Origin of the sequence: Halosimplex pelagicum, from assembly GCF_013415905.1 — an archaeon.
Taxonomy (GTDB): domain Archaea; phylum Halobacteriota; class Halobacteria; order Halobacteriales; family Haloarculaceae; genus Halosimplex; species Halosimplex pelagicum.
In genome coordinates this window covers 4,794,256-4,818,042 of sequence record NZ_CP058909.1, presented here as the reverse complement: position 1 = coordinate 4,818,042, position 23,787 = coordinate 4,794,256, and the positions used below count along the sequence as shown (strand labels likewise).

The following is a 23,787-nucleotide window of genomic DNA, read 5'->3' as shown; positions in this document are numbered from 1 at the left end:
ATCGACGGCTCCACCTGCCCGAAGTGTAGCGGGCACGTCAGCACGGCCGACGGGACCACCTACGTCTGCGACGACTGCGGCGCCGAGTTCGACTCCGCCGACCTGTTCCTGCCCTGAACGCGACGCGTCAATGAGTCGAACTGTCGGTCCGGCTTTCGAAATCCTTTTTTCTCCCCTCCCCGCACTCGGAGATACGCCCGACGGCGAGCCGCCTTAGCTCAGACTGGGAGAGCACTCGACTGAAGATCGAGCTGTCCCCGGTTCAAATCCGGGAGGCGGCACTCCTTTACCGGTCGATTGATATTCGACAGCACCTTCGCAGTCCCGTGATTCCGAAATCCGTCGTGCGATTTCGACCGACCACTGGGCTCACCCCGCCAGCGTGTTGCGTTCCGAATCGTATTTACTGAAGAATCCGACAGGAACAGTTAGCAGAGGAAGAGGTATATCCAGGCAGGGACGTGGACGATTCCATCTTCATGATCAAGCACATCTGAATTGTTGACACAGATACCGAATTCGGCGTTGCGTTCCTCTAAGAATCGCTTCAGTCCACGCAACGACCGCGATGTAGAGTCGCCGTTCTTCACTTCGATCGGAACGAGATACTCGTTGCCGTCGAGCACGAAGTCAACTTCGCCGCCAGAATCGTAGTAGGAGATACCCGCGTTCTGCGCATTCGAGAGGTAGAACTGTAGCCGTCGAGTGTGGTCACAGACCGCTGTCTCGAAGATCGGCCCCAGTGCGTCTGGGTTCTCTAACGTCGATTCAGCCAGGGTCCCGTTTATCGCATTGTAGATCCCAACGTCCTGTAGGTATATTTTCGGCAAGCCGCCGGAAGAGTACTCCGAACCGCTGTACTTCGGACAGCGATTGATCAGGTAGAACTCGTCCAAGTGGTCCAGATACGCATCGACCGTCTGCCGGCTAACATCTGCCGCCTCGGCAATACTCGACTTGCTCACTTTCGCTCCCGTCGAGGCGGCCAGCAGAGAGAGGACCCGAAGCACCTTCTCCGGTTTTTCGACCTGGAATACGTTCGCCAGATCGCCAGTGACTGTGTTTCGCAAGTCGGTGTCCAGAAGGTTGTACGAATCGGGAACTGTCTCGGTGAGAACGCCGGGATATCCCCCTTTGAGCAGGTACTCGTCTTTTAGTCGCTGCAGCTGTGGCTTCTCACTCTCGTGGACGCCGAAGAATCGTGAGAGCGCGCCGCGGAGTGCTGTCGAGTCGCCTTCCTTTACGCTTTCTTCAAATTTAGAGCGTAATTCGGTGGACTCGTCGTACGCCGTCTCCTGATCGAGAACCGATTCGTATCGGACGTATTCGATGAACTTCATCGGCATCATAATTTGCTCGTCCATCCGACCGATGAGCGTATCACCCGCATCGCTCTTGATCAGGGTGCTAATCGACCCAGTGGCGACAAACTGGAGATTCGAGTACGTATCAGTGTAGTACTTCAGCGTATCTGCCCAGTTTGGCGCCTTCTGCACTTCGTCGATGAAAACGTAGACCGTCCCATCGACATCTCGGAAGTCCCGTTGAAGGATATTCGTCTTGAACGTCTCGATAGCCTCTTCGATCACCCCTTCTGGATTCGAGAGGACCGCGCTGTTTTCTATCGTGAGGTACAGGATTCGATCACTGGGAATCCGCTCTTCCGTGAGTAGCGACTCGATCAGTTGACCGCAGAGCGTCGTTTTTCCTACCTGCCGAGGACCACGAATCGTCAATATCGGCCGCGAAGAGGTCATCAACCGCTCTCTGATCTTGTAGAAGTCCCGTCGCCGGTGGTCTGCTTTCTTTAACGACTTCTGGACCCCTTCGCCCCCCCACCAGAGATTCATCCGGTTCAGCAGCGCGAGTAGAGTCGCTTCGTCCATGTCCCTACGTGAAGCGGCTGGGACATAATGTTGTTGACCGTAGTTAACAACATTCTGGAGATACTGTGTTCCGTAGTTTGCAGAATGGGCCTAAAGTTGGGGAATGGGATCCACGAGAATGGAGAACCAGATCTCCCAGAAGGGAGTTATGGCTCAGTGCTCGAACGATTTCGGCCGCCGATATGCTGTGGCTCTTCCACAGCCAATTCATCACCGACTGCTTGCTCGCCGGAAGACGGCATTTCTCCGAATCCGACCGATAGGAGCAACCCTTTCGGTCGTCACTCCCGAACGGTGTACCCGTGCGCTCCAGTCTCCTCACCGGTTCGAAACGGCCGCTCCGGTACGTCATGGGCCTCGCGTACGTTCTCGCGGGAGTGCTCCACTTCGTCGCTCCGGACACGTACGAACGGGTCGTGCCGCCGCAGTTCCCGCGGCCGCGGACACTCGTTTACCTGTCCGGAATCGCAGAGGTCGCACTCGGCGTCGGTGTGCTGTTCGAACGGACGCGCCGCCGCTCGGCGTGGGGCCTGATCGCGCTGCTCGTGGCGGTGTTCCCGGCGAACGTCTACATGGCGACAGGCGACGAGTTCGAGCCGGGGGACCTTCCGGAGCAGCTACGCGACCCGCGCGACGCGGCGCTGTGGGCACGGCTACCGCTCCAGGCCGTCCTCGTCGCGTGGGCGTGGTGGTACACGGACGAGTCGCCGGATTCGAACTAGTCGAGCCACCGAGGACGCGCCGGTCGTTCGAACGCTCCCCGAGCCGCGCGCGACGGCGGACTCACCCGCGGGGAAGCCGAGCGCGGTCGACCGAGGGTCGTCCCACGCCACGGCGGTCTCGGGGTCGGCGCCCTCCGAGGCCGGCCGCCGCTGCCGACCCGGGATCGGCTCGATGAGCACATTTTAGTACTCCTTCGATAATATCGGGATATGACTCGACGGGGGCGAAGCGGATCGGACGCGGCCGGGGGCGAGGAGCGGACGCTCGTGGTCGGCGGCGACCGGCCGATCCGGATCAGCGCGGGACACAGACTCCGGCACCACGACGGGAAGTGTTCGCGACCGCACGGACACAACTACGAGATCCGCGTCGAGGTGACGGGACGGCTCCGCGAGGAGGGGTGGGTCGTCGACAAAGGCGATATTACCGCAGTCATCTCCGAGTGGGACCACAGGTTCCTGCTGGAGCGGGGCGACCCGCTGGTCGAGGCGTTCGAGGCGAGCGGCGACGGTGACGCGACAGTCGTGCTCGAGCGGCCGCCGACGGCGGAGGTGATGGCGGTCGTCCTCGAAGAGAAGATGCGCGAGTCTCTCCCGGAGACGGTCTCCGACGTGGCCGTCGAGGTGAGCGAGACGAGCGAACTCCGGGCCACGTACTGATGCCGGTGAACGACGCGGTCGAGGCGGCGGCCGACCGGCCCGCCGACGCCGAGGCGGGGCTGCCGGTCAACGAGCTGTTCTACTCGCTGCAGGGCGAGGGGAAGCTCGCGGGCGTCCCGAGCGTGTTCGTCCGGACGAGCGGCTGTAACCTGCGGTGCTGGTTCTGCGACTCCTATCACACGTCGTGGGAGCCGACCCACGCCTGGATGGGGATCGACGAGATCGTCGACGCGGTCGCGGACCGCGCGGCGGCCGACCACGGCCGCGCCGACCACGTCGTGGTGACAGGGGGCGAGCCGATGATCCACGACGAGGTAGTCGCGCTGCTCGAGCGACTCGACGCCGCGGGGTATCACACCACCGTCGAGACGAACGGGACGGTCTACCGGGACGCGCCGATAGACCTGGCGAGCGTCAGCCCGAAACTGGCGAGCAGCACGCCGACCGCCGAGCGCGACCCGAAGGGCGACGGCGAGTGGGTCGACCGCCACGAGGACCGGCGGGTCGACGTCGAGGCGCTCGCGGCGCTCGTCGACGCCTACGAGACCCAGCTGAAGTTCGTCGTCACCGGGCGCGACGACCTGGCGGAGATCGAGCGCCTGGTCGAGCGGGTGCGCGAGGCGGCGACCGTGACGGTCGCGGACTCGGACGTGCTGCTGATGCCCGAGGGCCAGACCCGTGAGCGACTGGACGAGACGCGCGAGGCGGTGGCCGAGCTCGCGACGGAGTACGGCTACCGGTACACGCCGCGGCTGCACGTCGACCTGTGGAACGACGCGCCGGGGACCTGAACGCGGACGGATACGACACCACGAGCACTCAGACATGACTGACGACGACCCAGCGACCGACGACCGAGCCGTGATCCTGGTATCGGGCGGGATGGACAGCGCGACCGCGGTCTACGAGGCCATCGATCGGGGGTACGAGCCGTATTTCTTCCACACCTCCTACGGCCAGGAGACCGAGACGAAAGAACGGGAGTGCGCCGAGGCGCTCGCCGAGGCGGTCGACGCCGCCGACTTCTGCCACGTCGAGACGCGCCACCTCGCGGCGATCGGCGCGTCGAGCCTGACCGACGCCGAGATGGACGTGGCCGACGCGGACCTCGACGGCGAGGAGATACCGACCTCCTACGTCCCCTTCCGGAACGCGAACCTGCTGTCGATGGCGACCTCCTACGCGGAGGCCAACGACTGTTCGGCGGTGTTCATCGGCGCCCACAGCGAGGACTTCTCGGGCTATCCGGACTGTCGCCCCGACTTCTTCGACGCCTTCCAGCGGGTGATGGACGTCGGCACGAAACCGGAGACGGCGATCGAACTCGTCGCGCCGTTCGTCGAGTGGTCGAAGACCGACATCGCCGAACGCGGGCTCGAACTCGACGTGCCCTACGGGATCACGTGGAGCTGCTACCGGGAGGAAGCGCCGGCGTGCGGGACCTGCGACGCCTGCGCGTTCCGGCTACAGGCGTTCCAGCGGGCCGGCGTCGAAGACCCCATCGACTACGCCGAGCGACCCGACTATCTCGACGAGTGACGGAGCGGGGGCCGCGGCGGGGTTGCACGACGCTACGCCGTCGGGCTCAGCCGAAGTCCGTCCGACACGCCACCGACCACTCGCAGTCGGACTGCTCGCGGAGTCGTTCGTAGAAGCGGCGCAGCCCCTCCGACTCCGTCTCCGGGAGGACGTGCAACTGGACGGCGCGGTTGCGGACGGTGACGCGGAACACGTCGGCGGTCGCCTCGTCGCGGACGAGATACAGCGGCATGGGCAACTCCATGAAGTCGCCCGAGCGGTAGGTGTCGGCGTCGAGTACGTCGGTGACGAGCGCTTCGAGGTCGCCGTCCGAGCGGTCGGCCTCCGGGGTGAGAACGAAGACCGTCTCGCCCTCGTACTCGACGCCGCCGCTACGAGGGTAGGTGCGCTCCGGTCGCCCGGGGATGGCGAACGAGGGGTCACGCGCCGGCATGTGGTCGCCTCGCCCGGTGATACGGCGCCATGCCTTTTAACTTCTCGCGCGAGCGGTGTCGTGTTCGATTCGTGTGCGAGTGTATCGGTTGTCTCTGTTCATCGTATCGTGAAACGAAGTCGTGCGAGAGTGACCGCACTCGACGGCAAGCGTTGAAAGCCCTCGCCGCGCTCGCTAGCCGGAGTCGCGACCGCAGGAACGGTGAGCGATGAAAGCCCTCAACGCGCTCGCGGTCGCTGAGCGGGATATCCGCGCTCTCGGCACCGCCCGCGCGGATAGTGCCCGCTCAGGCGACTACCGGACGCGAGCGCGCCTCGCCCTTTCAGTCCACCAGGACCGCACGGCACCGCACAGCAACCGCAGACGACCTCACACCTCCCCAGCCGATTCGCTCGCCTGCGGCTCTCTCATCCCTCGCGCGACTGTTTCGAGCGGCCCGCCACGAGGCGGGCACGCTCGACAGCACGCGCCGACCGCACCGCAACCGCACCACCCACCGCAACCGCAACAACGCTCACCCCAACTGAACACCATCGCTGGCGACGCCGAGGGTGCGGAATCTGATCCTGCGAAAGAACGTTGTCGGTCCCGGCCTAACGGGGTCCCATGGGGGAGGCCACGCACGCCAGTGGGGGAGTTCCGGTCGTTCGAGCGCTGCTCTCGCAGGTTCACCCGGTGTTCATGCTGCCGCCGCTGGCGGCGTCGCTGTTCGGCGGCGTCTTCGCCGGCGCGGTCGACCCGGCGGCCGCGGCCGCCCACGTCGCCGCCCTCTTTTTCGCCGTCTACACGGCCCACGTCAAGGACGGCTACGTCGACTTCCACGTCCGCGACGAGGACGACAGCCACCCGCTCTCGGCGGCGACCTGTCGGCGCGCGCTCGCCGGGTCGACCGCCGGGTTCGCCCTCGCGCTCGCCGCCGTCTGGAGTCTCGCCGGGCCGGGCGCAGCCGCGCTGACGGCGCCGACGTGGGCGCTGGGGTACTTCCACGCCCCGCAGTTGGACACCAACACCGTCGGTGCCACGATGGGCTATCCGACCGGGATCGCGCTCGGACTCCTCGGCGGCTTCTATGTCCAGGCCGGCCGGCTCACCCCCGCGGCCGTCGGGCTGGCGGGCGTGTTCCTCTGCTTTCTCTCGGGGATCAAGGTGATCGACGACGCCCAGGACTTCGACTACGACCGGTCGATCGACAAGCGGACGGTCGCGGTCGTGCTGGGCGAACGCGGCGCCTACCGGGCGGCCTACGCGCTGATGGCGACGGGGATGGTCGCCGTCGTCGCGCTCGCGCTCGGGCTGCGGGGCATCCCGCCCAGCGCCGGCGCCGCGGCGCTGGTCTTCGGTGCGGTCGCGCTCGTCGCCCGCCGCGCCGAGCCGGAGCTCGCGACGATGCTGCTCATCCGCGGCTCCTATCTCTTCCTCGCCGTCCTCGTCGCCGCGGTGTGGTTCCGCCCGCTGGCCTGAGCGGGCGTCGAGCGGCGACCGACCCGTCCCGGCCGCGGTAGGCACCGGATACGCGCTCCGCGGACCGTCACCGCTTTAGGGCCGGACGCGTTACGATTGTGGCGGTATGAACGACCTCCGAACCGGGCTCTCGTACGGCGACGTACTGCTGGTCCCCCAGCGGTCGCCCGTCGACAGCCGGAGCGACGTCGATCTCTCGACGCACCTGACTGCCGATATCGAACTCGACAACCCGCTGCTCTCGGCCCCCATGGACACCGTGACGGGCCCCGACGCCGCCGTCGCGATCGGTCGGGCCGGCGGGTTCGGCACGATCCACCGGTTCATGACCGTCGACGAGCAGGCCGCGGCCGTCGAACGCGTCGTCGACGCGGGCCAGCCGGTCGGCGCCGCCGTCGGTATCGCCGAGGACGCCGTCGCCCGGTCGGCCGCCGTCGTCGACGCCGGCGCCGACTGCGTGATGGTCGACGTGGCCCACGGTCACCTCGACCGCTGTCTCGACACCGTCGAGCGCCTCCGCGAGGAGTTCCCCGACACCGACCTGGTCGTCGGGAACGTAGCCACGCCCGAGGGCGTCCGCGATCTCGCCGACGCCGGCGCCGACTGCGTGAAGGTCGGGATCGGCCCCGGCTCTCACTGCACCACCCGCCGGGTCGCCGGCGCGGGCGTCCCGCAGCTCACGGCCGTCGACGACTGCGCCGACGCGGCCGGGGAGCTGGGGATCCCCATCGTCGCCGACGGCGGCATCCGCTCGTCGGGCGACGCGGTCAAGGCGCTGATGGCCGGCGCCGACACGGTGATGATGGGCAGCCTCTTCGCCGGCACCGAGGAGACGCCGCCGGAGATCGTCGAGGTCGACGGCGAGCGCTACAAGAAATCGCGCGGTATGGCGACGACCGCCGCCGCCGAGGAGCGTTCGGACAAGGACGACGCCGGGGCCGACGTCGACGCCGACGAGGGCGTCGAGGGGTTCACCGAGTACAAGGGCCCGCTGGCCGACGTGGCCGAGGAGTTCTGCGCGGGCATCAAGTCCGGCCTCTCCTACTGCGGCGGCCACACGATCGAGGCGGCCCGCGAGAAGGCAGAGTTCATCCGCGTCGAGCAGGCCGCCAAGGAACGGGAGGGCGCCCACGGCGACCACGACTGGGAGACGATCGTCGTCGACGACTGAGGCTCCCGGCGGGGTCGGCGAGCGGACCGGCGCGGTTGTTTTCACCGAGGCCGCCGAAGGTCCGGCCATGAGCATCGCCGCGGACGGCGTACGGTCCGGCGAGATGACCTTGGCGTTCGAACTGTCTGCGATCCGCGCGTTCGCCGACCCTGGGGCGGTGGTCACCGACGCCCGCGAGTGGAGCCGCTACGTCGGCGTCGTCGCCAACGACACCGACGCAGTCCGCGCCTTCCTCGCCGACCGCGACATCGAACAGGACTACGAACTGGGCGACCGGGACATCTGGCTCATCATGGAGGGTATCCGCGAGTCCAGCGACGCGCCGCGGCACGTCTTCGTCGGCACGACGCCCGAAGACCGCCGGATCGCCGACGCGACCGGGTGGGAGTACCGCACGCCCGCGGAAGTGGCCGACGCCGCCGGCTGGTCGCTCGCCGACTCCGGTGAGGGGTCGGACTCGTCGAACCCGGGCCTGTTCGCCCGTCTCTGGGCCCGTCTCTCCGGGTGACGGGCCGTCGGGTCCGGCGCCCGGTCCGCCGCCCGCTCAGTTCGCCGTCGAGACGATCTTGATCACGTCGCCCTCGTCCAGTTCCTCCTCGTCACTGATCCGCATGTTTTTCCGGGCGTCGACGGCGTGGAGGTAGCCGTCGCCGATGTCCGAGTGGACGGCGTAGGCCAGGTCCTTCGGCGTCGAGCCCTCTCCGAGCAGGAACGCGTCGGGCAGCGCGTTGCCCTGGCCGTCGGTCCAGTGCGTCTCGTCCTGGACGGGGTACGCCGTGATCTGGTCTAATACGTCGTATACGGCCGTGTCGAGCGCCTGCTGGACGCCGGTCCCCCCGTGTTCGGCCATCACCTCGCGGATCTGTTCGAGACCCTCCGCCTGCTGGTCGCTCACGTCGCCGACGATCTCGAAGTCCCGATCCCCCGGGTCGTAGTCGACGACGCCCGCCTCGGCGGCCTTCCGGAGGGCCAGTTCGCCGTCGGCGGTGGTGGGGATGGTCGCCTCGTTGCGCTCCTTGAGCGCCTGGAGGTTCTCGGGGGGTGCCACGTCGGCCTTGTTCGCGACGACGACGATGGGTTTCGTGCGCGCCCGGATCTCGGCGGCGAGTTCCTCGCGATGCTCGTCGGTCCACTGGATCGGGTCGTCGGGGTAGTCCAGATCCCGTAGCGTGCGGGCCACGTCCAGCTCGGTCGCGCCGACGCCGGTCAGGAGATCCGCGAGTTCCTCGTCGATGTCGAAGTCGGGCGAGCGGGAGGCTCGTTCGATGCCCTCCCAGTTGCGGTCGACGATGCTGGCGAGCCACAGGTCCATCTCCTCCTCGATAAACTGCAGGTCCTCGACGGGGTCGTGCTCGCCCACCTCGACGGGTTCACCCTCCTCGTCGGTCCCGCCGGAAGCGTCGACGACGTGGAGGATGGCGTCGGCGTTCGAGAGTTCGTCGAGGAACTGGTTACCCAGGCCGCGGCCCTCGTGGGCGCCGGGGACGAGGCCGGCCACGTCGAGCAACTCGACGGGGACGAACCGCTTGCCGTCGTGGCAGTTCTCCCGCCCGCAGCGCTCCTCGCGGTCGAGACAGGGGCAGTCGGTGCGGACGTGGGTGACGCCGCGGTTGGCGTCGATGGTCGTGAACGGGTAGTTGCCCACGTCCACGTCGGCCATCGTCGCCGCCTTGTAGAAGGTCGACTTGCCGGCGTTCGGTTTGCCGGCAAGCGCGATAGAGAGCATGTCATCGAGTACCGCCGGCCGGGAAAAGCCGCTTTCGGTCGCTGTCCCCCGCGCCGCGGTCAGTCCGCGTCCGGAGCGATCTCGGCGTCGTCGTCGTGGCCGTTCTCGCTGTGGTCGGGCTCGGCGCCCATCATCGGGACGACGCCGTCCAGCTCGGACTCGACCGCCTCGCGGCTCTCGACGGCCGGCGGGTCGTCCGCCGACTCGCCCGCGGGCTCGTCGACCGGCTCGTCCGCGTCGCCGGCGTCGGTCTCCGTCCCGTCGGTCGCGGCGGGCTCCTCGCCCTCGTCGCCGGCCGGCTCGGCGGTCTCGCCGTCGGCCGACTCGGCTGAGTCGGGAGCCTCCGAGTCGGCGTCGTCGGTCGATCCGTCTCCGGTATCGGCCGCCGCTTCGTCGTCCCCGTCCGGGTCGGTCCCGCCGTCTGCGGGGTCGGGGCCGAGCGCGTCGCGGACCTGCGTGAGTTCGCCGCTGACGCGGATCTTCCCCTCGACGACGGCGTGTTCGTGGAGCGCCACGTCCTCGGCGGAGATGTCGCCCCAGACGGTCGCGCCCTTCGCGACGGACACGTCGCCGCCGCGGGTGGTTACGTCGCCTTTGATCTCAGTGTCGGGGCCGACCGTCACGTCGCCGCGGGCGCGGAGGCTCCCGAAGACCGTGTTGTCGCTGCCCACATCGAGCGACTCGGCGCGGATATTTCCGTGAAGGCGACAGTCGTCGCCGACGGTCGCCGGCGTCGAGACGCGCCAGGCGTCGTCGCTGACGCGGGCGCCCCGGGGGATCACGACGGGCTGGGCCTCGTCGTCCTCGGCGTCGACGAGCTGGCTCGCCAGGTCCTCGGCGGCCTCCTCCTCGCCGATGCGCAGCAGCTGCGAGAGGTAGACGACGAGGAAGACGACCGTCGGCATCGGGTTGCGGATGACGATGTGGCCGCTGGCCTCGAAGCTCTCCTCGATGTCCACGTCGTCGCCGATGTCGACGTTGCCGGCGACCTTGAGCTCGCCGCCGACGCGCGTTCGCTCGCCGAGGTAGGCGTCGCCGCCGACGAGCACGTCCGCCTCGACCTCGCTCCACATGTCCAGCCGGCAGTCGCCCTCGGCCTCGATGTGGCCGTCGAAGGTGACCCGCTCGCCCGCCATGACGTCGTCGCCGCGGACGCCGAACTCGACGGTGCTCTGCCCGCCGACGATCACGTCCCCGTCGGTCACCAGGTCGTGCTCCTCGACCGTGGTTCCGTCGGGGATCGTCAGTTCGTCGAGCGGGTCCGAGCGGATCGGCACACCGTCTATAGCGATTTCGGTCGTAATAAAGCCTCACACCGCGCACGACGCCCGTCTGACGCGTGTCTGACGGTGCGGGTGTGGGCGAGGGCGGCCCGGAACGGAGCGGCGCGCGGATCTCCAGATATTTACCCGCCCCCGGCCTACCGTCGGGCATGACCGTACTCTCGTTCGACGAACAGGGCGTCGACGTGGTCTACGAGGGCCACGACTTCCGCCTGGAGAAGTCGCTCATCGAGGACGCCACGGAGAAGCCCTACCCCGAGGTCACCGACCACGAGGTGCTCAGGCTGGTCGAGAAGGACCCGTCGGTATCGGGCGAAGCCCGCCGAATCGCCGACATCGTGGAGTGATGGAGCCGACGCGTCGGAGCCTGCTCGCGGCGGTCCCCGCGGTCGCCGCGACGGCTTCGGTGGCCGGCTGCTCGCTCGCCGTCGGCCGCGAATCCGCGGACCGGCCACCGTACGTCGTCGAGAACGAGAGCGGGGCCCGTCGGAGCATCGACCTGCGGGTGTTGAAGATCGGGCCCGTCGACCCGCTGGACGACCGACCGGACTCGTTCCGCGAGGACTTCGAGGCGGCCGCGGCGGACGGATCGGTCGACGAGTCCCGGTTCGAGTGGACGGACAGCTACGACCTGTCGATAGCGCCCGACGCCGCCGCGAGGCCGCTGGACGATTCGAGCGCATTCGGGCTGCTGTACGTTCAGGTGTCGGCCGACAACGGCGAGAGGATCGGCGTCTGGGTCGAAGTCGACGACTCGTCGGAGGACTTCTTCGTCGCTATCTCGGTGTACGGACACGGGATGAGCGCGACGACCGGCGAGGACTGATCGACCGTTCGGCGCCCGCCGTCGGACCCGCCGCTGTCGGTCAGGCCAGCACCTGCGAGTAGACGAGGAACGGAACGACGAACAGCAGCGCGAACAGGACCGCGAGTATCAGGCCGTAACTGACCAGCGTCGCCGCGGCGGTGATCCACGCAGGCTCGTCGAAGCGGTCGAGCGCGTTCACGACCGGAAGTGAGCGCCCGCGGACTTAGCTGTTCGGCCGGCGAGGGGGTCGCTCGCCACACGCCGGGACGCGTCTCCGCGGGAGTGGCGCGAGTCGTTCGCGCGCGGATCCCTCCGGCGACTACGCGAGCGCGTCGTCGAGGATGTCCGCACAGCGGTTCCAGTACTCGGGCGTGTGGCCGGCGTTGTGCGGCGTGACGTGGCAGTTCCCCAGCGACCACAGCGGGTGGCTCGCCGGGAGCGGTTCGGGGTCGGTCACGTCGAGCGCGGCGCCGCGGATCTGATTGGTCCGCAGCGCGTCGACCAGCGCGTCGGTGTCCACGACTTCGCCGCGAGCGACGTTGACGAGCGTCGCCTCGGTCGGGAGCGTGCGGAACGCCCGCTCGTCGACGAGCCGCTCGGTCAGATCGGTGAGCGGACAGGCCAGGACCAGATGGTCGGTCTCGGCGAACGCCGCCTGGAGGTCCGCCTCGTCGAAGCCGATGACCTCGTCCGCGGGACCGCCCTTCGACGGCGTGTACCGGACGCCGATCGTATGCACGTCGAACGCCTGCAGGCGGTCGACGATCGTCTCGCCGATGGGGCCCTGACCGACGACCGTCGCCGTCGACCCCTTCAACTCGCCCGCCTGGTAGTGGCGCCACTCGCCCCGGCGCTCCTGGCGCCACCCCCTGTCGAGGCGACGGACGAACGTCAGCAGATAGCCCAGCACCTGCTCGGCGGTGTTCGGGCCGTGGACGCCCGAGGCGTTCTCGACGGCGACGCCGTGGTCGTCCAGCGCTTCGAGCGGGAGGTGCCCGGTGCCGGCGAACGTGCAGACGAACAGTTCGAGCCGCTCGGCCGTCGCGAGCAGGTCGGCGGAGATCTCGTAGCCCGTCACAACCCGCGCCTCCGCGATCAGCCGCCGCTCTTCGGCCGGCGTCTCCGCGTAGGCCACGTCGAACTCGGGAAACCGCTCGCGCAGCGTCTCGGCGTACTCGGCCGCCGAGAGCCCGTGGATCTTGTGGGGGAGGACGAGGATGTCCGTCATCGCTCGCCCTCCGTGAACGACACCGCGATGTCCTGGGCGCCCTCCTGCAGGGTCAGCTCCTCCAGTTCGCGTAACTCCTCGCGCGACGCGTCGAGCGTCGCGACGTGGTTGCCCGCCAGTTCGCCGGCCGGGCTCTTGAAGCAGGTCGGCCCGCACGCGAGGAGGATCTCCTGCTCGTTGCGGTAGCCGGGGTAGAGGAGCACGTCCCCCCGCGAGGGGTAGACCGTGTGGTTCTCCCGGGGTAGCTCCGGGAGGTTGACCTCGTCGATCTCGACCCAGGTCGCGTGGCCGCTCCAGCGAACGTGGAGCAGCTCCGAGCGCAGCGGGAGAAAGTCCCGCATCGCCGCGACCGACTCCGGTGCCTCCGATTCGAGGATCGATGCCGTGTACGTCCGTTCGTGTATTTCGAACAGTAACTCGCTCATGGGTATCTCGTCTGTGGTCCGCGGGATCGCTTCGTCGTCGGTTCCGTCGCGTCGTCCGGTTCGTTTCCGCCGCGCGCCGTCGTCGCGTCGTCTGCGACCCGCCGGTCGCGGTGATCGTAGTGCAATTTCCGAGAGGCCGCTCGCTGCCGACCGCGGACGCCGAGTCTCACGCGTCGGTCGCTCCGGCGAGGTCGGCGAGCGCGGTCGCGAGCACTCGCGTCGCGAGCGTGCAGTCGCGCCAGTCGGTGTGTTCCAGCGGGCTGTGGGAGTGGCCGCCCCGCGAGCGGGCAAAGAGGAGCCCGGCGTCGGTCGCGTCGGCGACCTCCATCGTGTCGTGGCCGGCGCCCGAATGCAGCGACCGCGCCGCCACGTCGAGCCGGCAGGTCGCGTCGCGCAGCGCGCCGTAGACCCGGTCGGCCATCGGCCGCGGCGGGATGTCGTAGGGCCGCTCGTACTCGACGGCGACGCCGCGGTCCGCGCGCAGCTCCGAGAGCGTCGCTTCGAGGGTGTCGGCGAGCCGCTCGATCGACGCCGGGTCGACGTCCCGGATGTCGACCGACAGCTCCGCGCGGCCGGGGACGACGTTGGTCGCGCCCGGCTCGACCGACAGCGAGCCGACGGTCGCGACGGCCGACTCGCTGTCGGCCGCCGCGATCTCCGTCGCGGCCGATTCGAGCGCGAGGACGAGCTCGCTGGCCGCCGCGAGCGCGTCCGTCCGGTCGGCCATCGGGGTGGTGCCCGCGTGGTCGGCCTCGCCCTCGATGGTGACCTGACATCGCGTGGTGCCGGTGATCGAGTCGACCACGCCGACCGGGCAGCCCGCGCGTTCGAGCGTCCCGCTCTGCTCGACGTGGAGCTCGAGCCAGGCGTCCCACTCGCTGGCGTCGAAGCGCCCGTCGCCGCGGAAGCCGATGTCGTCGAGCGCGGTTTCGAGCGTGACCTCGCCGTCCGACAGCGCGAGCGCGTCGTCGACCGACCGGTTGCCGGCGGCGACCGACGACCCGAGGACGCCGTCCGCGAAGCGGGTCCCTTCCTCGCCCGTGAACGAGACCACCTCGACCGGGCGGTCGAGGGCCAGATCGCTCGCCGCGATGGCGCGTACGCTCTCCAGGGCGGCGTAGACGCCCAGCGGTCCGTCGAAGATGCCGCCCTCGGGGACCGAGTCCAGGTGGCTGCCCGCGGCGACCGGCGCCGCGTCGGGGTCGCAGCTCGGCGGCGCCCACCGACCGGCGACGTTGCCGACCGCGTCGACGCGCACTTCGAGGCCGGCCGCGACCATCCGGTCGACGAGATACGAGCGCGCCTGCCCGTTAGCCGGCGTCCCCGGGAGCACCGTCCGGCCGATGCCGTCCTCGCAGTCGATGGCGCCGAACTGCGCCGTGCGTTCGATGTCCGACCGGAGCGCGTCCCCGTCGACGGGGATCTCCGCCGTCACGCCCGGCCCCCTCGCGACTCCCAGTCGGGGATCTCGCGGTGGAGGTACGCTCCGTGGCCCGGATCCGCGACGACCTCGCCGTCGGCCGCGACGCGCTCGCCGCGGACCCAGGTCTCCGCGACCCGGCCCGTGACCTCGCGGCCGTCGTACACCGAGTAGTCGGCCCGCGAGGCGTTGTCGGCGGCGTCGACCCGGTGGGTCGCCGTCGGGTCGAAGACGACGAAGTCGGCGTCGGCGCCGACTTCGAGCCGACCCTTCCGGGGCAGTCCGAACGTCTCGGCGGGGTTGCGACACATGAGCCGGACGAGCGACGACAGCGGCCAGCCCCGCTCGACGACCGCCTCGTCGTGCATCACCGGGAGGCTCGTCTGGAGGCTGTTGACGCCGAACGGGCAGTCCCACCACTCGTCGACGGCCTTCTCGGCCGCCGTCGAGGCGACGTGGTCGGTCCCGACCGTGCTCAGCGCCCCGTCGGCGAGCGCGTCGAACAGCGCGTCGGCGTCGGCCGCCGAGCGCAACGGCGGCGACTGCAGCGCCCGTGCGCCCTGCTCGGCGTAGGCCGCGTCGGTCAGCGCCAGGTAGTGCGGGCACGTCTCGCCGCGGATCAGGCTGCCGTCCTCCCGGGCGTCGTCGAGTTCGGCGGCGGCCGCCGCCGATGACGTGTGGACGCCGTAGTACTTGCAGCCGGTCTCGCGGGCGACGGTGACGGCGTCGGCCAGCGCCATCGCCTCGGCGTAGTCCGGCCGCGCCGCCGGGTAGTCGGTCGGGTCGCCGGCGCCGCGCTCGCGCTGGCGCTCGGTGAGCGCCTCGCAGACCGCCGCGTCCTCCGTGTGGACGAGCGCGACGAGGTCCTCCGCGGCGAGTCGCTCGAAGGCCAGCCGGAGGAACCCGTTCGAGAGCCCGATGTCGTAGGCGGTGAAGAACTTCACCGACGTGACGCCCAGCTCGGCCAGCTCGGCGAACTCGTCGAACACCGAGCGGTCGTCTGCGGTCACGGTGGCGTGCAGGCCGTAGTCGACGAGCGCGTCGCTCGCCTTCGCCCGCTGGCGTGCGACGGCGTCCCGTAGCGAGCCCGTGTCGGCCCAGACGGAGCCCTCAGCGCGTTTCTCGCGTTCGCCCGTCCACGTCTGCCACGCGAAGTTGATCACGGACGTGACGCCGCCCAGCGCCGCGGCCGCCGTTCCCGTCTCGTAGCTGTCGATCGAGTTGAAGCCGTCTATGTGGACGTGCGGATCGACGACGCCCGGCATGACGACCCGGCCGTCGACGTCGACGGTCCGGTCGGCGGCCGGGAGGTCCCGCTCGCGGCCGATCGCCGCGATGCGACCGTCGTCGACGGCCAGTCCCGCCTCGACGGTGCCGTCGGCGGTCGCGAGTGTCCCCCCGACGACGGCGAGGTCGACCGTCATCGGTCGGACCCCCCGTCGGAGGTGAGCCGCCCCGGCTCGCTCGCGAAGTCCGCGAACCCGCTCGTCCCGTCGTCGTAGGCGAGACACCGAACCGACGCCCCGTCGACCTCGCGGGGCTCGGGGCGGTGTGCCGCGCACTCCTCGGTGGCGTGGGGACACCGCGGGTGGAACCGACAGCCGCTCGGCACGTCCCGCGGGCTCGGGATCTCCCCCTCTAGCGGCTCCCGGCGAGGCTTGTAGGCCTCCTCGGCGTCGTCGGTGACGGGGATCGCCGACAGCAGCGCCCGCGTGTAGGGGTGGCTCGGCCGCTCGAAGATCCGGTCGGTCGGCCCCCGCTCCTGGATCTCGCCGAGGTACATCACGGCCGTCTCGTCGGCGAAGTTCCGGATCAGCGAGAGGTCGTGGGTGATGAACAGGTAGGTCAGTCCCAGTTCGTCCTGCAGGTCGTCGAGGAGGCCGATGATCTTCGCCTGCACGCTCACGTCGAGGGCGCTGGTCGGCTCGTCGAGCAGCAGCAGCGTCGGCTCGACCGCGATGGCGCGGGCGATGTTCACCCGCTGTTTCTGCCCGCCCGACAGCTCGTGGGGATACTTCGTGAGGTACTCGTCGTTCAGCCCGACCCGGTCGAGCAGTTCGCTGATCCGGCGACCGCGCTCGGCTTTCGGCACGTCGGTCGCCTTCAGCGGCACCGACAGGGACTTGCGGATCGTGCGTCGCGGGTTCAGACAGGACGTGGGGTCCTGAAACACCATCTGTACCTCCGAGCGGAGCCGGCGCAGTTGCTTGCGGGTCTGGGGCGTCACGTCCTCGCCCTCGAAGCGGATCCGCCCGCCGGTCGGCTCGTGGATCCCGATGACGGTCTTGGCGATCGTCGACTTGCCGCTGCCTGACTCGCCGATGAGCCCGAGCGTCTCCCCGCGGTCGATCTCGAAGGAGACGCCGTCGACCGCCCGCACCGGCGGCTCGTCGCCGAACCACCCGCCGCCGCCGAAGTACTTCTCCAGGTCGTCGACGGCGAGCACCGGAGCGGTCATCGGTCGTCCCCCTCGGCGGCCGTCCCGCCGGTGGTGCCGCCCGCTTCGCCGTCCGATCCGGTCGTCTCGTCGGCCGGTTCGACCGTCCCGCCGTCCGTCTCGGCCGTCGCGTCGGCCGCGTCGCTCGCCGCGTTCAGCCGCCGTTTCGTCTCGGCCAGCGTCGGCTCCGGCCCGGGGTCGCCCTGCGCGAACCGGACGCACTCGACGCCGCGGGCGTCGCCGGACGGCTCGAACGCCGGGCGCTCGGACCGGCAGGCCTCGTCGGCGTAGGGACAGCGGGGGTGGAACCGGCAGCCCTCGGGCGGGTCGGTGTACTCGGGGACCGACCCGTCGATGCCGTCGGCCATCGTCCCGCCGGACAGTTTCGGGATCGAGGCGATGAGCCCCTGCGTGTAGGGGTGTTTCGGGTCGTCGAAGATCTCCTCGGTCGACCCCGTCTCGACGATGCGCCCGCCGTACATGATGTACACCCGATCGCTCAGCTGCCGGGCGACGCCGAGGTTGTGGGTGATCATCAGGATGCTCATGTCTCGGTCCCCGATGAGTTCCGAGAGCAGCGTGAGGATCTGGTCGTGGACGGTCACGTCCAGCGCCGTCCCCGGTTCGTCAGCGATGAGCAGGTCCGGTTCGTTGAGCAGCGCCTGGGCGACCAGCGCCCGCTGGCACATGCCGCCCGACAGCTCCGTCGGGTAACTGTCCATCACCGATTCGGGGTCGGGCATCTGCACCTCTCTGAGCATGTCGAGGACGCGCTCGCGGGCGTCGGCCCGGTCGGACCGGGAGTACCGCCGCCGGAAGTACTCGACGATGCCGGCCGAGCCCTCGCCGCCGAACTGCAGGGTGTCGACGAGCTGCTCGCCGACGGTGAACACCGGGTTCAGGCTCGACATCGGGTCCTGGAACACCATGCCCATCCGGTCGCCGTTGAGCGCGCGGCGCTCGTCGGCCGAGAGCGTCGACAGGTCCGTTCCCTCGAAGGCGACGGTCCCCGAGACGTTCGCGGGCGGCTCGTCGAGCAGGCCGGTGACCGCCTTCGTCGTGACCGACTTGCCACAGCCCGTTTCGCCGACGACGGTGACGACCTCGCCGCGGCCGACGGAGAGATCGACACCGTCGACCACGTCGGCGTAGCCGTCGAACCCCTCGAAGCCGACCGACAGGTCCGAAACCGAGAGGATCGGGTCCGCCGGCACCGGCTCGGTCGGGTTCACTGTTCCACCTCCACGTCGAACAGGTCGCGAAGCCCGTCGCCGAGCATGTTGAACCCGAGCACGAGGACGAAGATGGCGAGGCCGGGGAAGATGCTGATCCACCACTCGCCGGGCAGGAACTCCGTCCCGCCGGCGACCATCGTCCCGAGGCCGGGCCGGGGTGGTTGTACCCCGAGGCCGATGAACGAGAGCGAGGCGCCGGTGAGGATCACGATGCCGGCGTCCAGCGTGACCTTCACGAGGATCGGCGAGAGGCAGTTCGGCAGTATCTCCCGGAACATGACATGGATCGGGCCGGCACCGGCGAGCTTCGCCGCCTGGACGTACGGCTCGTCGCGCAGGCTCGCGGCGAGTCCGCGGGTGAGCCGCGCGTACCAGGTCCACCACAGCGACGCGATGGCAAACATCGCGATCTCGAGCGTCGGCTCGAACGCCGAGGCGATTGCGAGCGCCAGCACGAGCGGCGGGAGCGCGAGGAACGTGTCCGTCACCCGCATGATCGCCGCGTCGACCAGCCCGCCGACGTAGCCGGCCACGAGGCCGAGGGTGACACCGACCGGGACGCCGATCCCGAGGATGACGGCCGCGAGCTTCAGCGAGAGCCGGTAGCCGAACAGGACCCGCGTGAGCACGTCGCGGCCGCTGCTGTCCGTGCCGAAGGGATGCGCGAGACTCGGCGGCTGGTAGGCGTTCGCGAAGTCCGTGTAGATGGCGGCGTGCTGTGGATACGGCGCGACCCACGGCGCGAACACGGCCAGGAAGACGACCGTCGCGACGATGGCGAGGCCGAGCAGGCTCATCGGCTGGGCCGCGAACCGGCGGTACGAGCGATACCACAGCTCGCGCCGGGACGGCGAGACGATCCGGTCGAGCGTGCTGGTCTCGGTGCTCACGCCGCATCACCCGCCAGGTCCATCCGCGGGTCGATCCGGTTCAACAGCAGATCGACCGCGAGGTTCGTCAGCACGAACGCGAGGCCGATAGTCATCGTGACGCCGACGATGGCGTTGACGTCGCTGGTGAGCACCGACTGGACGCCGTACTTGGCCACCCCGGGCCAGGAGTAGACGATTTCGATGATGAACGCGCCGCCGAGCAGCCACGCGTACAGCAGCCCGAGGATGGTCAGCGTCGGGATGAAGGCGTTTTTCAGCGTGTACTTGTAGGAGACGAGCCACCGCGGGAGGCCGTAGCCGTCGGTCGCCTCGATGAACTCCTTGCCCTCGACGTCGATCATGCTCGATCGGGTGATCCGGATCACCTGGCCCATCCCGCCGAACGACAGCGCCAGCGCCGGCAACAGCAGGTGCGCCCAGGCGTTGAGGTGCGCAGCGAACGCGCCCGACAGCAGCGTGTCGACCAGGAGAAAGCCCGTCTCCCGCGTCACGTCGGCGGCGTGTTCGCGGGCGATGCGCCCCGTGATCGGGAACAGCTGGAGGTAGTAGCCGAACACCAGCTGGAGGGCGATCCCGATGAAGAAGCTCGGGACGCTCACCGTCGAGAACGCGAACACGCGGGTGGCGTCGTCGATCCGTCCGCCGCGGTTGCGCGCCGCGAGGACGCCCAGCGGGATCCCGATCGCGACCATGAACACGGTCGCCAGACTGATCAGCTCCAGCGTCGCCGGGAGCTTGACCGCGATGTCCTGCACGACGGGGTTTTTCGTCTGGAGGCTCCGCCCGAGGTCGCCCGCGAGCAGGCCGGTCATGTAGTCGACGTACTGGAGCGGGAGCGACTGGTCGAGGCCCATCTCCGCCGCCAGCCGGTCGACCTGCTCCTCGCTGGCCATCGCGCCCAGCGCCATCCGCGCCGGGTTCCCCGGGAGCACCCGGGAGATGACGAACACGAGGACGGAGAGCCCGAGGAGACTGACCGCCATCCCCGAGAACCGCCAGAGCACGACCTTGATCCGCTTCATTCCGTGTGGTGGAGGTCCCGGAAGGTGTACTCGAAGCCCTGTGCCGGCCGGAGGGTGAGCCCCTCGACGTCGTTCTGGAACCCGATCTTTTTCACCGTGTGGTAGATGTGCATGTCGCAGTACAGCTCCGCGAGCACCGACTGTAGCTCGCGGTAGATCTCCGCCCGGGCGTCGGGGTCGGGCGTCGCCCGCGCCTCCTCGATGAGCGCGTCGACCTCGTCGTTCTCGAGGTGTTCCATGCTCATCCACGTGCTCGCGGCCTCGGAGTGGAACTGGTTGTAGAACATCGAGTCGGCCGAGGGGTATGTCGGCACGTAGAACACCTGGTTGGTGTGGGGCGTGTCCTCGGGGCTGGTCGCCAGCTCCGTGATCGTCCCCCAGGTCTGGGGGTTGAGCTCCACGTCGATACCGATCTCGGCCATGTTCTCCTGAAAGAGGAGCGCGATGCGCTCCTGGAAGCCGTAGGAGGACGTGAACGTGTTCTGGACGGTGATCTCCCCCTCGGAGTAGCCGGCGTCGTCGAGCACCTGTTTGGCCCGTTCGGGGTCGTAGGAGGGCTGCATCACGTCCTCGTTGTGCGAGCCCCAGGTCGGCGGCAGCGGGCCCTGGGCGCGCTGCATGTCCGGCATGATCTCCGAGACGACCTGCTCGTAGTCGAAGCCCCAGGCCATCGCCTCCCGGACGGCCGGGTCGTCGGTCGGCGGCTTCTGGGTGTTGATCTTGAAGTACAGCAGCCCGAACGTGGGGATCTTCTCGACCCGGGCGTGGTCCATCTCGTCGATGGCACCGTAGGTCTGCTCGTTCTGATACTGCCCGGTCATGTCCAGCTCCTGGGATTTCATCAACGACTGGACCGTCGAGTTCTCCGTGATGATCTGTACGTCGACCGTCTCGAACGAGCCCTCCGGGAACTCCTTGAAGTAGTCGTCGAACCGCGAGAAGACGATGCCCGACCCGCGGGTGAACTCCTCGAGCGCGTAGGCGCCGGAGCCGGCGTCGTTGTCGTTGATGTACTCCTGGCCGTAGTCCCCGCGGTCGCCGTACTCGCCGTCTGCGAGGTTGTCCATCACCAGCTGCTTGTCCATGATGAACACCAGCACCATGATCGGGACGAACGGCGAGTACGGCTCGTCGAGTTCGAAGGTGACGGTCCGCTCGTCTTCGACGGTGATGTTCTCCTTGCTGAGGACGCCCGTCAGCAGCGAGGCGTAGCCCTGGCCGAGATCCATGAACCGCTCGACGGTGAACTTCACGTCCTCGGCGGTCAGCTCGTTGCCGCTGTGGAAGGTGACGCCCTCCCGCAGCGTGAACGTGTAGGTCGTGTTGTCCTCCGAGACCGACCAGTCGCTCGCGAGGTGGGGCTGGATCGTCCCCTCGCTGTCGGGGAACACCAGCGGGTCGTAGAGGTTGACCAGCGCCATCGCCTGGACGTAGTCGGTCCCCTTCGCCGGGTCGACCGTCCCGAGCCGCTGGGTGATGTTGGCGGTGAGCGTCGACCCCGAACCGCCGGTCCCGGTCGACGTGTCGTCGCTCTGTGCGTCCGTCGACCCGCCGTATCCGCCGTCGTCGCCGCCGTCGTCGCCGCCATCGCCACTCTCTCCGTCGCCGCCGTCGCCACCATCGCCGCCGCTGTCGCCGCCACACCCGGCGACCCCCGCGGCGCCGACCGCCCCGAGCGACGCGAGGAACCGACGCCGCGACTGCTCGGAGAGCAGGTCCCGAACGTCGATCGACCCGTCCGCCGGCGACCGGTCGTCACTCATCGGCGGTCACCTCGTCCCCGTCGACGAGCCCGCTCGCCGCCGACACCCGGGCCGGCGAGCCCCACGCGCTCGCACGCACGCCATTATTTTGAAGTCGTCCAACATTAATCCGCATTTGGTTTAGTTCTTCAACCATCTTTCGGCTACTGAGTGATATCTGGGACCTATATTAAAGATTTCCGGTGGAATGATCGAATCGATGTGGGTGTCTACCTCATTCCCATATAGGTCCTAAAGGAGGGGTCGGGCGGCGGAGCGAACCGCCGTACCCGGGCATCGAGAACGCCGTCGGCGGCCGTCGAGAGCGACGCGCCGGAGAAAGCGACGGACGACCCTCCCGCGAGAGAGCTTGCCTCGTGAGGTCGCGACTCGACCGTTCGAAATACACGAACGCCGTCGGGTAGCTCTCGGAGTCGCGGTCGACGGGCCGGTGTAGACAGTTTTGTCTTGTTTTCGCGCGCACGCGAGGCGTGCCGGGAGTCACGCGAGACGTACGGGGGAGTGCTCCCCGCCGTCGGGGGCCTCGACGGGGCGGCACCGACCGAAGCGGTCGCCTCGACGCGCGCCGCCGAACGGCGACCCGAGACGCGCTCGGCACCTCGCCGACGACGGCGACACGGGGTCTCCGAGGGCGTTCTCGCTTGTCGAACGCGGGCGCACGGACACGAGAGTCCACGCTCCCGGTGTTTCAAAAATAGCCGGTGTAGTGGCTGTGCGAAGCACAAATATCTGGATTCTGACGAGGTTCTTCAGGAGTTTCGAGAGAAACTTCTCGGATGTAAATTGCGTCGTTGCGAACACTGAAGGCGCGCGAGCGACTACGCGGTCCCATGACCGGGGACTCCGGGGGCGGTTCGCCGCGGACGCTGTCGACGGTCTCGACCGCGATGGAGGTGGTGAAGGCGATCGAGGCGACGGACGGCACGGGGGTGACGGAGCTGGCCGACCGGCTGGACATCTCGAAGAGTTCGGCCCACGCCTACCTCGCGACGCTCGAACAGTCCGGCTTTCTCGTCAACCGGGACGGCCGCTACGAGCTGTCGCTCATGTTCTTCGTGCTCGGCGAGTACGTCCGCAACCGGAGCCTGCTGGACGAGATGATCGTCCGCCAGCTCGACGAGCTGGCCGCCGAGACGGCCCACTACACCCACCTCGTGACCGAGGAGAACGGCCGCGGTATCAACCTCTACAAGGGGAAAGGAGAGGCGGCCGTCGGCGACGACTACCAGCGGACGAAGCGACAGCAGCGCGACTACCTGCACATCACCGCCTCGGGGAAGGCGATCCTCGCGTACCTCCCCCAGAGCCGCGTCGAGGCGATCGTCGACCGCCACGGGCTCCCCCGGCGGACCGAGAACACGATCACCGACCGCGCGGAGCTGTTCGACCACCTCGCGACCGTCCGCGAACGGGGCTACGCCGTCAACGACGAGGAGGAGATCGAGGGCCTCCGCGCCGTCGGCGCGCCGATCAGGGACCGCGACGGCGGCGTCCTCGGGTCGATCAGCATCTCCGGCCCGACGAGCCTGGTCGACGGCGACACCTTCTACGAGGACCTGCCCGAGCGCGCGATGGAGACCGCCAACATCATCGAAGTGAACCGGAACATGTCCGACCGGCGTTCCGACATCGAGACGCTGATCTGACGCCGGACGGAGCCGCTCGCGACCGCGCG

At 68.7% G+C, this 23,787-nt stretch carries 24 protein-coding genes and 1 tRNA gene; 11 read left to right on the top strand and 14 right to left on the bottom strand.

Annotated features, from left to right (window positions below; genetic code table 11):
• Nucleotides 1–207: 207 nt before the first annotated feature.
• Nucleotides 208–281 (top strand) — tRNA-Phe (locus tag HZS54_RS24125).
• Between the two features lie 147 nt (nucleotides 282–428).
• On the opposite strand, the gene HZS54_RS24120 is transcribed toward HZS54_RS24125, so the two are convergent.
• Nucleotides 429–1,886 carry an ATP-binding protein gene (locus HZS54_RS24120; RefSeq protein ID WP_179919620.1) on the bottom strand — a complete coding sequence of 486 codons (1,458 nt, stop codon included), beginning with the start codon at nucleotides 1,884–1,886 and terminating at the stop codon, nucleotides 429–431.
• Between the two features lie 350 nt (nucleotides 1,887–2,236).
• Here HZS54_RS24120 and HZS54_RS24115 point away from each other — a divergent pair, with 350 nt between their 5' ends.
• The 4 genes from HZS54_RS24115 (at nucleotide 2,237) to queC (ending at nucleotide 4,807) form a co-directional block, all read left to right on the top strand.
• Nucleotides 2,237–2,608, top strand: coding sequence for a DoxX family protein (locus HZS54_RS24115; RefSeq protein ID WP_179923117.1), 372 nt, complete (start codon nucleotides 2,237–2,239; stop codon nucleotides 2,606–2,608).
• 210 nt (nucleotides 2,609–2,818) lie between these two features.
• Nucleotides 2,819–3,268: a 6-pyruvoyl trahydropterin synthase family protein gene (locus tag HZS54_RS24110; protein WP_179919619.1), complete on the top strand. Its 450-nt coding sequence runs from the start codon at nucleotides 2,819–2,821 to the stop codon at nucleotides 3,266–3,268.
• Nucleotides 3,268–4,059 (top strand): 7-carboxy-7-deazaguanine synthase QueE, encoded by a 792-nt coding sequence (locus tag HZS54_RS24105; protein WP_179919618.1) that lies wholly within the window; start codon nucleotides 3,268–3,270, stop codon nucleotides 4,057–4,059. The genes HZS54_RS24110 and HZS54_RS24105 overlap by 1 nt, the downstream gene beginning before the upstream one ends.
• Before the next feature lie 34 nt (nucleotides 4,060–4,093).
• The gene (queC, locus tag HZS54_RS24100) at nucleotides 4,094–4,807 is read left to right on the top strand and encodes a 7-cyano-7-deazaguanine synthase QueC (RefSeq protein ID WP_179919617.1); all 714 of its coding nucleotides are present in this window, start codon (nucleotides 4,094–4,096) and stop codon (nucleotides 4,805–4,807) included.
• Nucleotides 4,808–4,853: 46 nt separating this feature from the next.
• Here the strand turns inward: queC and HZS54_RS24095 are convergent, their stop codons facing one another.
• Complete coding sequence (locus HZS54_RS24095; RefSeq protein WP_179919616.1) at nucleotides 4,854–5,240, bottom strand: hypothetical protein; 387 nt, start codon at nucleotides 5,238–5,240, stop codon at nucleotides 4,854–4,856.
• A 606-nt stretch (nucleotides 5,241–5,846) separates the two neighbouring features.
• Between HZS54_RS24095 and HZS54_RS24090 the strand changes: the two genes are divergently transcribed.
• From HZS54_RS24090 to HZS54_RS24080, 3 genes are all read left to right on the top strand, one after another.
• The gene (locus HZS54_RS24090) at nucleotides 5,847–6,701 is read left to right on the top strand and encodes a UbiA family prenyltransferase (RefSeq protein WP_179919615.1); all 855 of its coding nucleotides are present in this window, start codon (nucleotides 5,847–5,849) and stop codon (nucleotides 6,699–6,701) included.
• Between the two features lie 106 nt (nucleotides 6,702–6,807).
• Nucleotides 6,808–7,872, top strand: coding sequence for a guanosine monophosphate reductase (locus HZS54_RS24085; RefSeq protein WP_179919614.1), 1,065 nt, complete (start codon nucleotides 6,808–6,810; stop codon nucleotides 7,870–7,872).
• Nucleotides 7,873–7,939: 67 nt separating this feature from the next.
• A complete protein-coding gene (locus HZS54_RS24080) occupies nucleotides 7,940–8,380 on the top strand; it encodes a DUF7124 domain-containing protein (protein WP_179919613.1) in 441 nt (146 codons plus the stop codon).
• 36 nt (nucleotides 8,381–8,416) lie between these two features.
• Here HZS54_RS24080 and HZS54_RS24075 read toward each other — a convergent pair whose 3' ends face one another.
• Nucleotides 8,417–9,598 (bottom strand): redox-regulated ATPase YchF, encoded by a 1,182-nt coding sequence (locus tag HZS54_RS24075; RefSeq protein ID WP_179919612.1) that lies wholly within the window; start codon nucleotides 9,596–9,598, stop codon nucleotides 8,417–8,419.
• Nucleotides 9,599–9,657: 59 nt separating this feature from the next.
• Entirely contained in the window at nucleotides 9,658–10,875 is a 1,218-nt protein-coding gene (locus HZS54_RS24070; RefSeq protein ID WP_179919611.1) for a polymer-forming cytoskeletal protein, read from the bottom strand.
• 155 nt (nucleotides 10,876–11,030) lie between these two features.
• On the opposite strand from HZS54_RS24070, the gene HZS54_RS24065 reads away from it, so the two are divergent.
• Nucleotides 11,031–11,228: a DUF5800 family protein gene (locus HZS54_RS24065; protein WP_179919610.1), complete on the top strand. Its 198-nt coding sequence runs from the start codon at nucleotides 11,031–11,033 to the stop codon at nucleotides 11,226–11,228.
• Complete coding sequence (locus tag HZS54_RS24060) at nucleotides 11,228–11,707, top strand: hypothetical protein (RefSeq protein WP_179919609.1); 480 nt, start codon at nucleotides 11,228–11,230, stop codon at nucleotides 11,705–11,707. The genes HZS54_RS24065 and HZS54_RS24060 overlap by 1 nt, the downstream gene beginning before the upstream one ends.
• Nucleotides 11,708–11,747: 40 nt before the next feature.
• On the opposite strand, the gene HZS54_RS24055 is transcribed toward HZS54_RS24060, so the two are convergent.
• The 10 genes from HZS54_RS24055 to HZS54_RS24010 all read right to left on the bottom strand — a co-directional run bounded on the left by HZS54_RS24055 (nucleotide 11,748) and on the right by HZS54_RS24010 (nucleotide 22,112).
• On the bottom strand, nucleotides 11,748–11,888 hold the full coding sequence (locus HZS54_RS24055) for a hypothetical protein (protein WP_179919608.1): 141 nt from the start codon (nucleotides 11,886–11,888) through the stop codon (nucleotides 11,748–11,750).
• A gap of 120 nt (nucleotides 11,889–12,008) precedes the next feature.
• Nucleotides 12,009–12,917, bottom strand: coding sequence for a D-2-hydroxyacid dehydrogenase (locus HZS54_RS24050; protein WP_179919607.1), 909 nt, complete (start codon nucleotides 12,915–12,917; stop codon nucleotides 12,009–12,011).
• The gene (locus HZS54_RS24045) at nucleotides 12,914–13,342 is read right to left on the bottom strand and encodes a DUF3830 family protein (RefSeq protein ID WP_179919606.1); all 429 of its coding nucleotides are present in this window, start codon (nucleotides 13,340–13,342) and stop codon (nucleotides 12,914–12,916) included. Before HZS54_RS24045 ends, HZS54_RS24050 begins: the two co-directional genes overlap by 4 nt.
• Nucleotides 13,343–13,508: 166 nt before the next feature.
• On the bottom strand, nucleotides 13,509–14,777 hold the full coding sequence (locus HZS54_RS24040) for a Zn-dependent hydrolase (RefSeq protein WP_179919605.1): 1,269 nt from the start codon (nucleotides 14,775–14,777) through the stop codon (nucleotides 13,509–13,511).
• Nucleotides 14,774–16,186, bottom strand: a complete 1,413-nt coding sequence (locus HZS54_RS24035; RefSeq protein ID WP_179919604.1) for a dihydroorotase — start codon at nucleotides 16,184–16,186, stop codon at nucleotides 14,774–14,776. Before HZS54_RS24035 ends, HZS54_RS24040 begins: the two co-directional genes overlap by 4 nt.
• Nucleotides 16,183–17,220 carry an ABC transporter ATP-binding protein gene (locus HZS54_RS24030; RefSeq protein WP_179919603.1) on the bottom strand — a complete coding sequence of 346 codons (1,038 nt, stop codon included), beginning with the start codon at nucleotides 17,218–17,220 and terminating at the stop codon, nucleotides 16,183–16,185. The genes HZS54_RS24035 and HZS54_RS24030 overlap by 4 nt, the downstream gene beginning before the upstream one ends.
• Nucleotides 17,217–18,431, bottom strand: coding sequence for an ABC transporter ATP-binding protein (locus HZS54_RS24025; protein WP_246391725.1), 1,215 nt, complete (start codon nucleotides 18,429–18,431; stop codon nucleotides 17,217–17,219). The genes HZS54_RS24030 and HZS54_RS24025 overlap by 4 nt, the downstream gene beginning before the upstream one ends.
• Nucleotides 18,428–19,324 carry an ABC transporter permease gene (locus HZS54_RS24020; protein ID WP_179919602.1) on the bottom strand — a complete coding sequence of 299 codons (897 nt, stop codon included), beginning with the start codon at nucleotides 19,322–19,324 and terminating at the stop codon, nucleotides 18,428–18,430. Before HZS54_RS24020 ends, HZS54_RS24025 begins: the two co-directional genes overlap by 4 nt.
• A complete protein-coding gene (locus HZS54_RS24015; RefSeq protein WP_179919601.1) occupies nucleotides 19,321–20,349 on the bottom strand; it encodes an ABC transporter permease in 1,029 nt (342 codons plus the stop codon). The genes HZS54_RS24020 and HZS54_RS24015 overlap by 4 nt, the downstream gene beginning before the upstream one ends.
• On the bottom strand, nucleotides 20,346–22,112 hold the full coding sequence (locus HZS54_RS24010; RefSeq protein ID WP_179919600.1) for an ABC transporter substrate-binding protein: 1,767 nt from the start codon (nucleotides 22,110–22,112) through the stop codon (nucleotides 20,346–20,348). The genes HZS54_RS24015 and HZS54_RS24010 overlap by 4 nt, the downstream gene beginning before the upstream one ends.
• A gap of 830 nt (nucleotides 22,113–22,942) precedes the next feature.
• Between HZS54_RS24010 and HZS54_RS24005 the strand changes: the two genes are divergently transcribed.
• The gene (locus tag HZS54_RS24005; RefSeq protein WP_179919599.1) at nucleotides 22,943–23,758 is read left to right on the top strand and encodes an IclR family transcriptional regulator; all 816 of its coding nucleotides are present in this window, start codon (nucleotides 22,943–22,945) and stop codon (nucleotides 23,756–23,758) included.
• Nucleotides 23,759–23,787 lie beyond the last annotated feature (29 nt).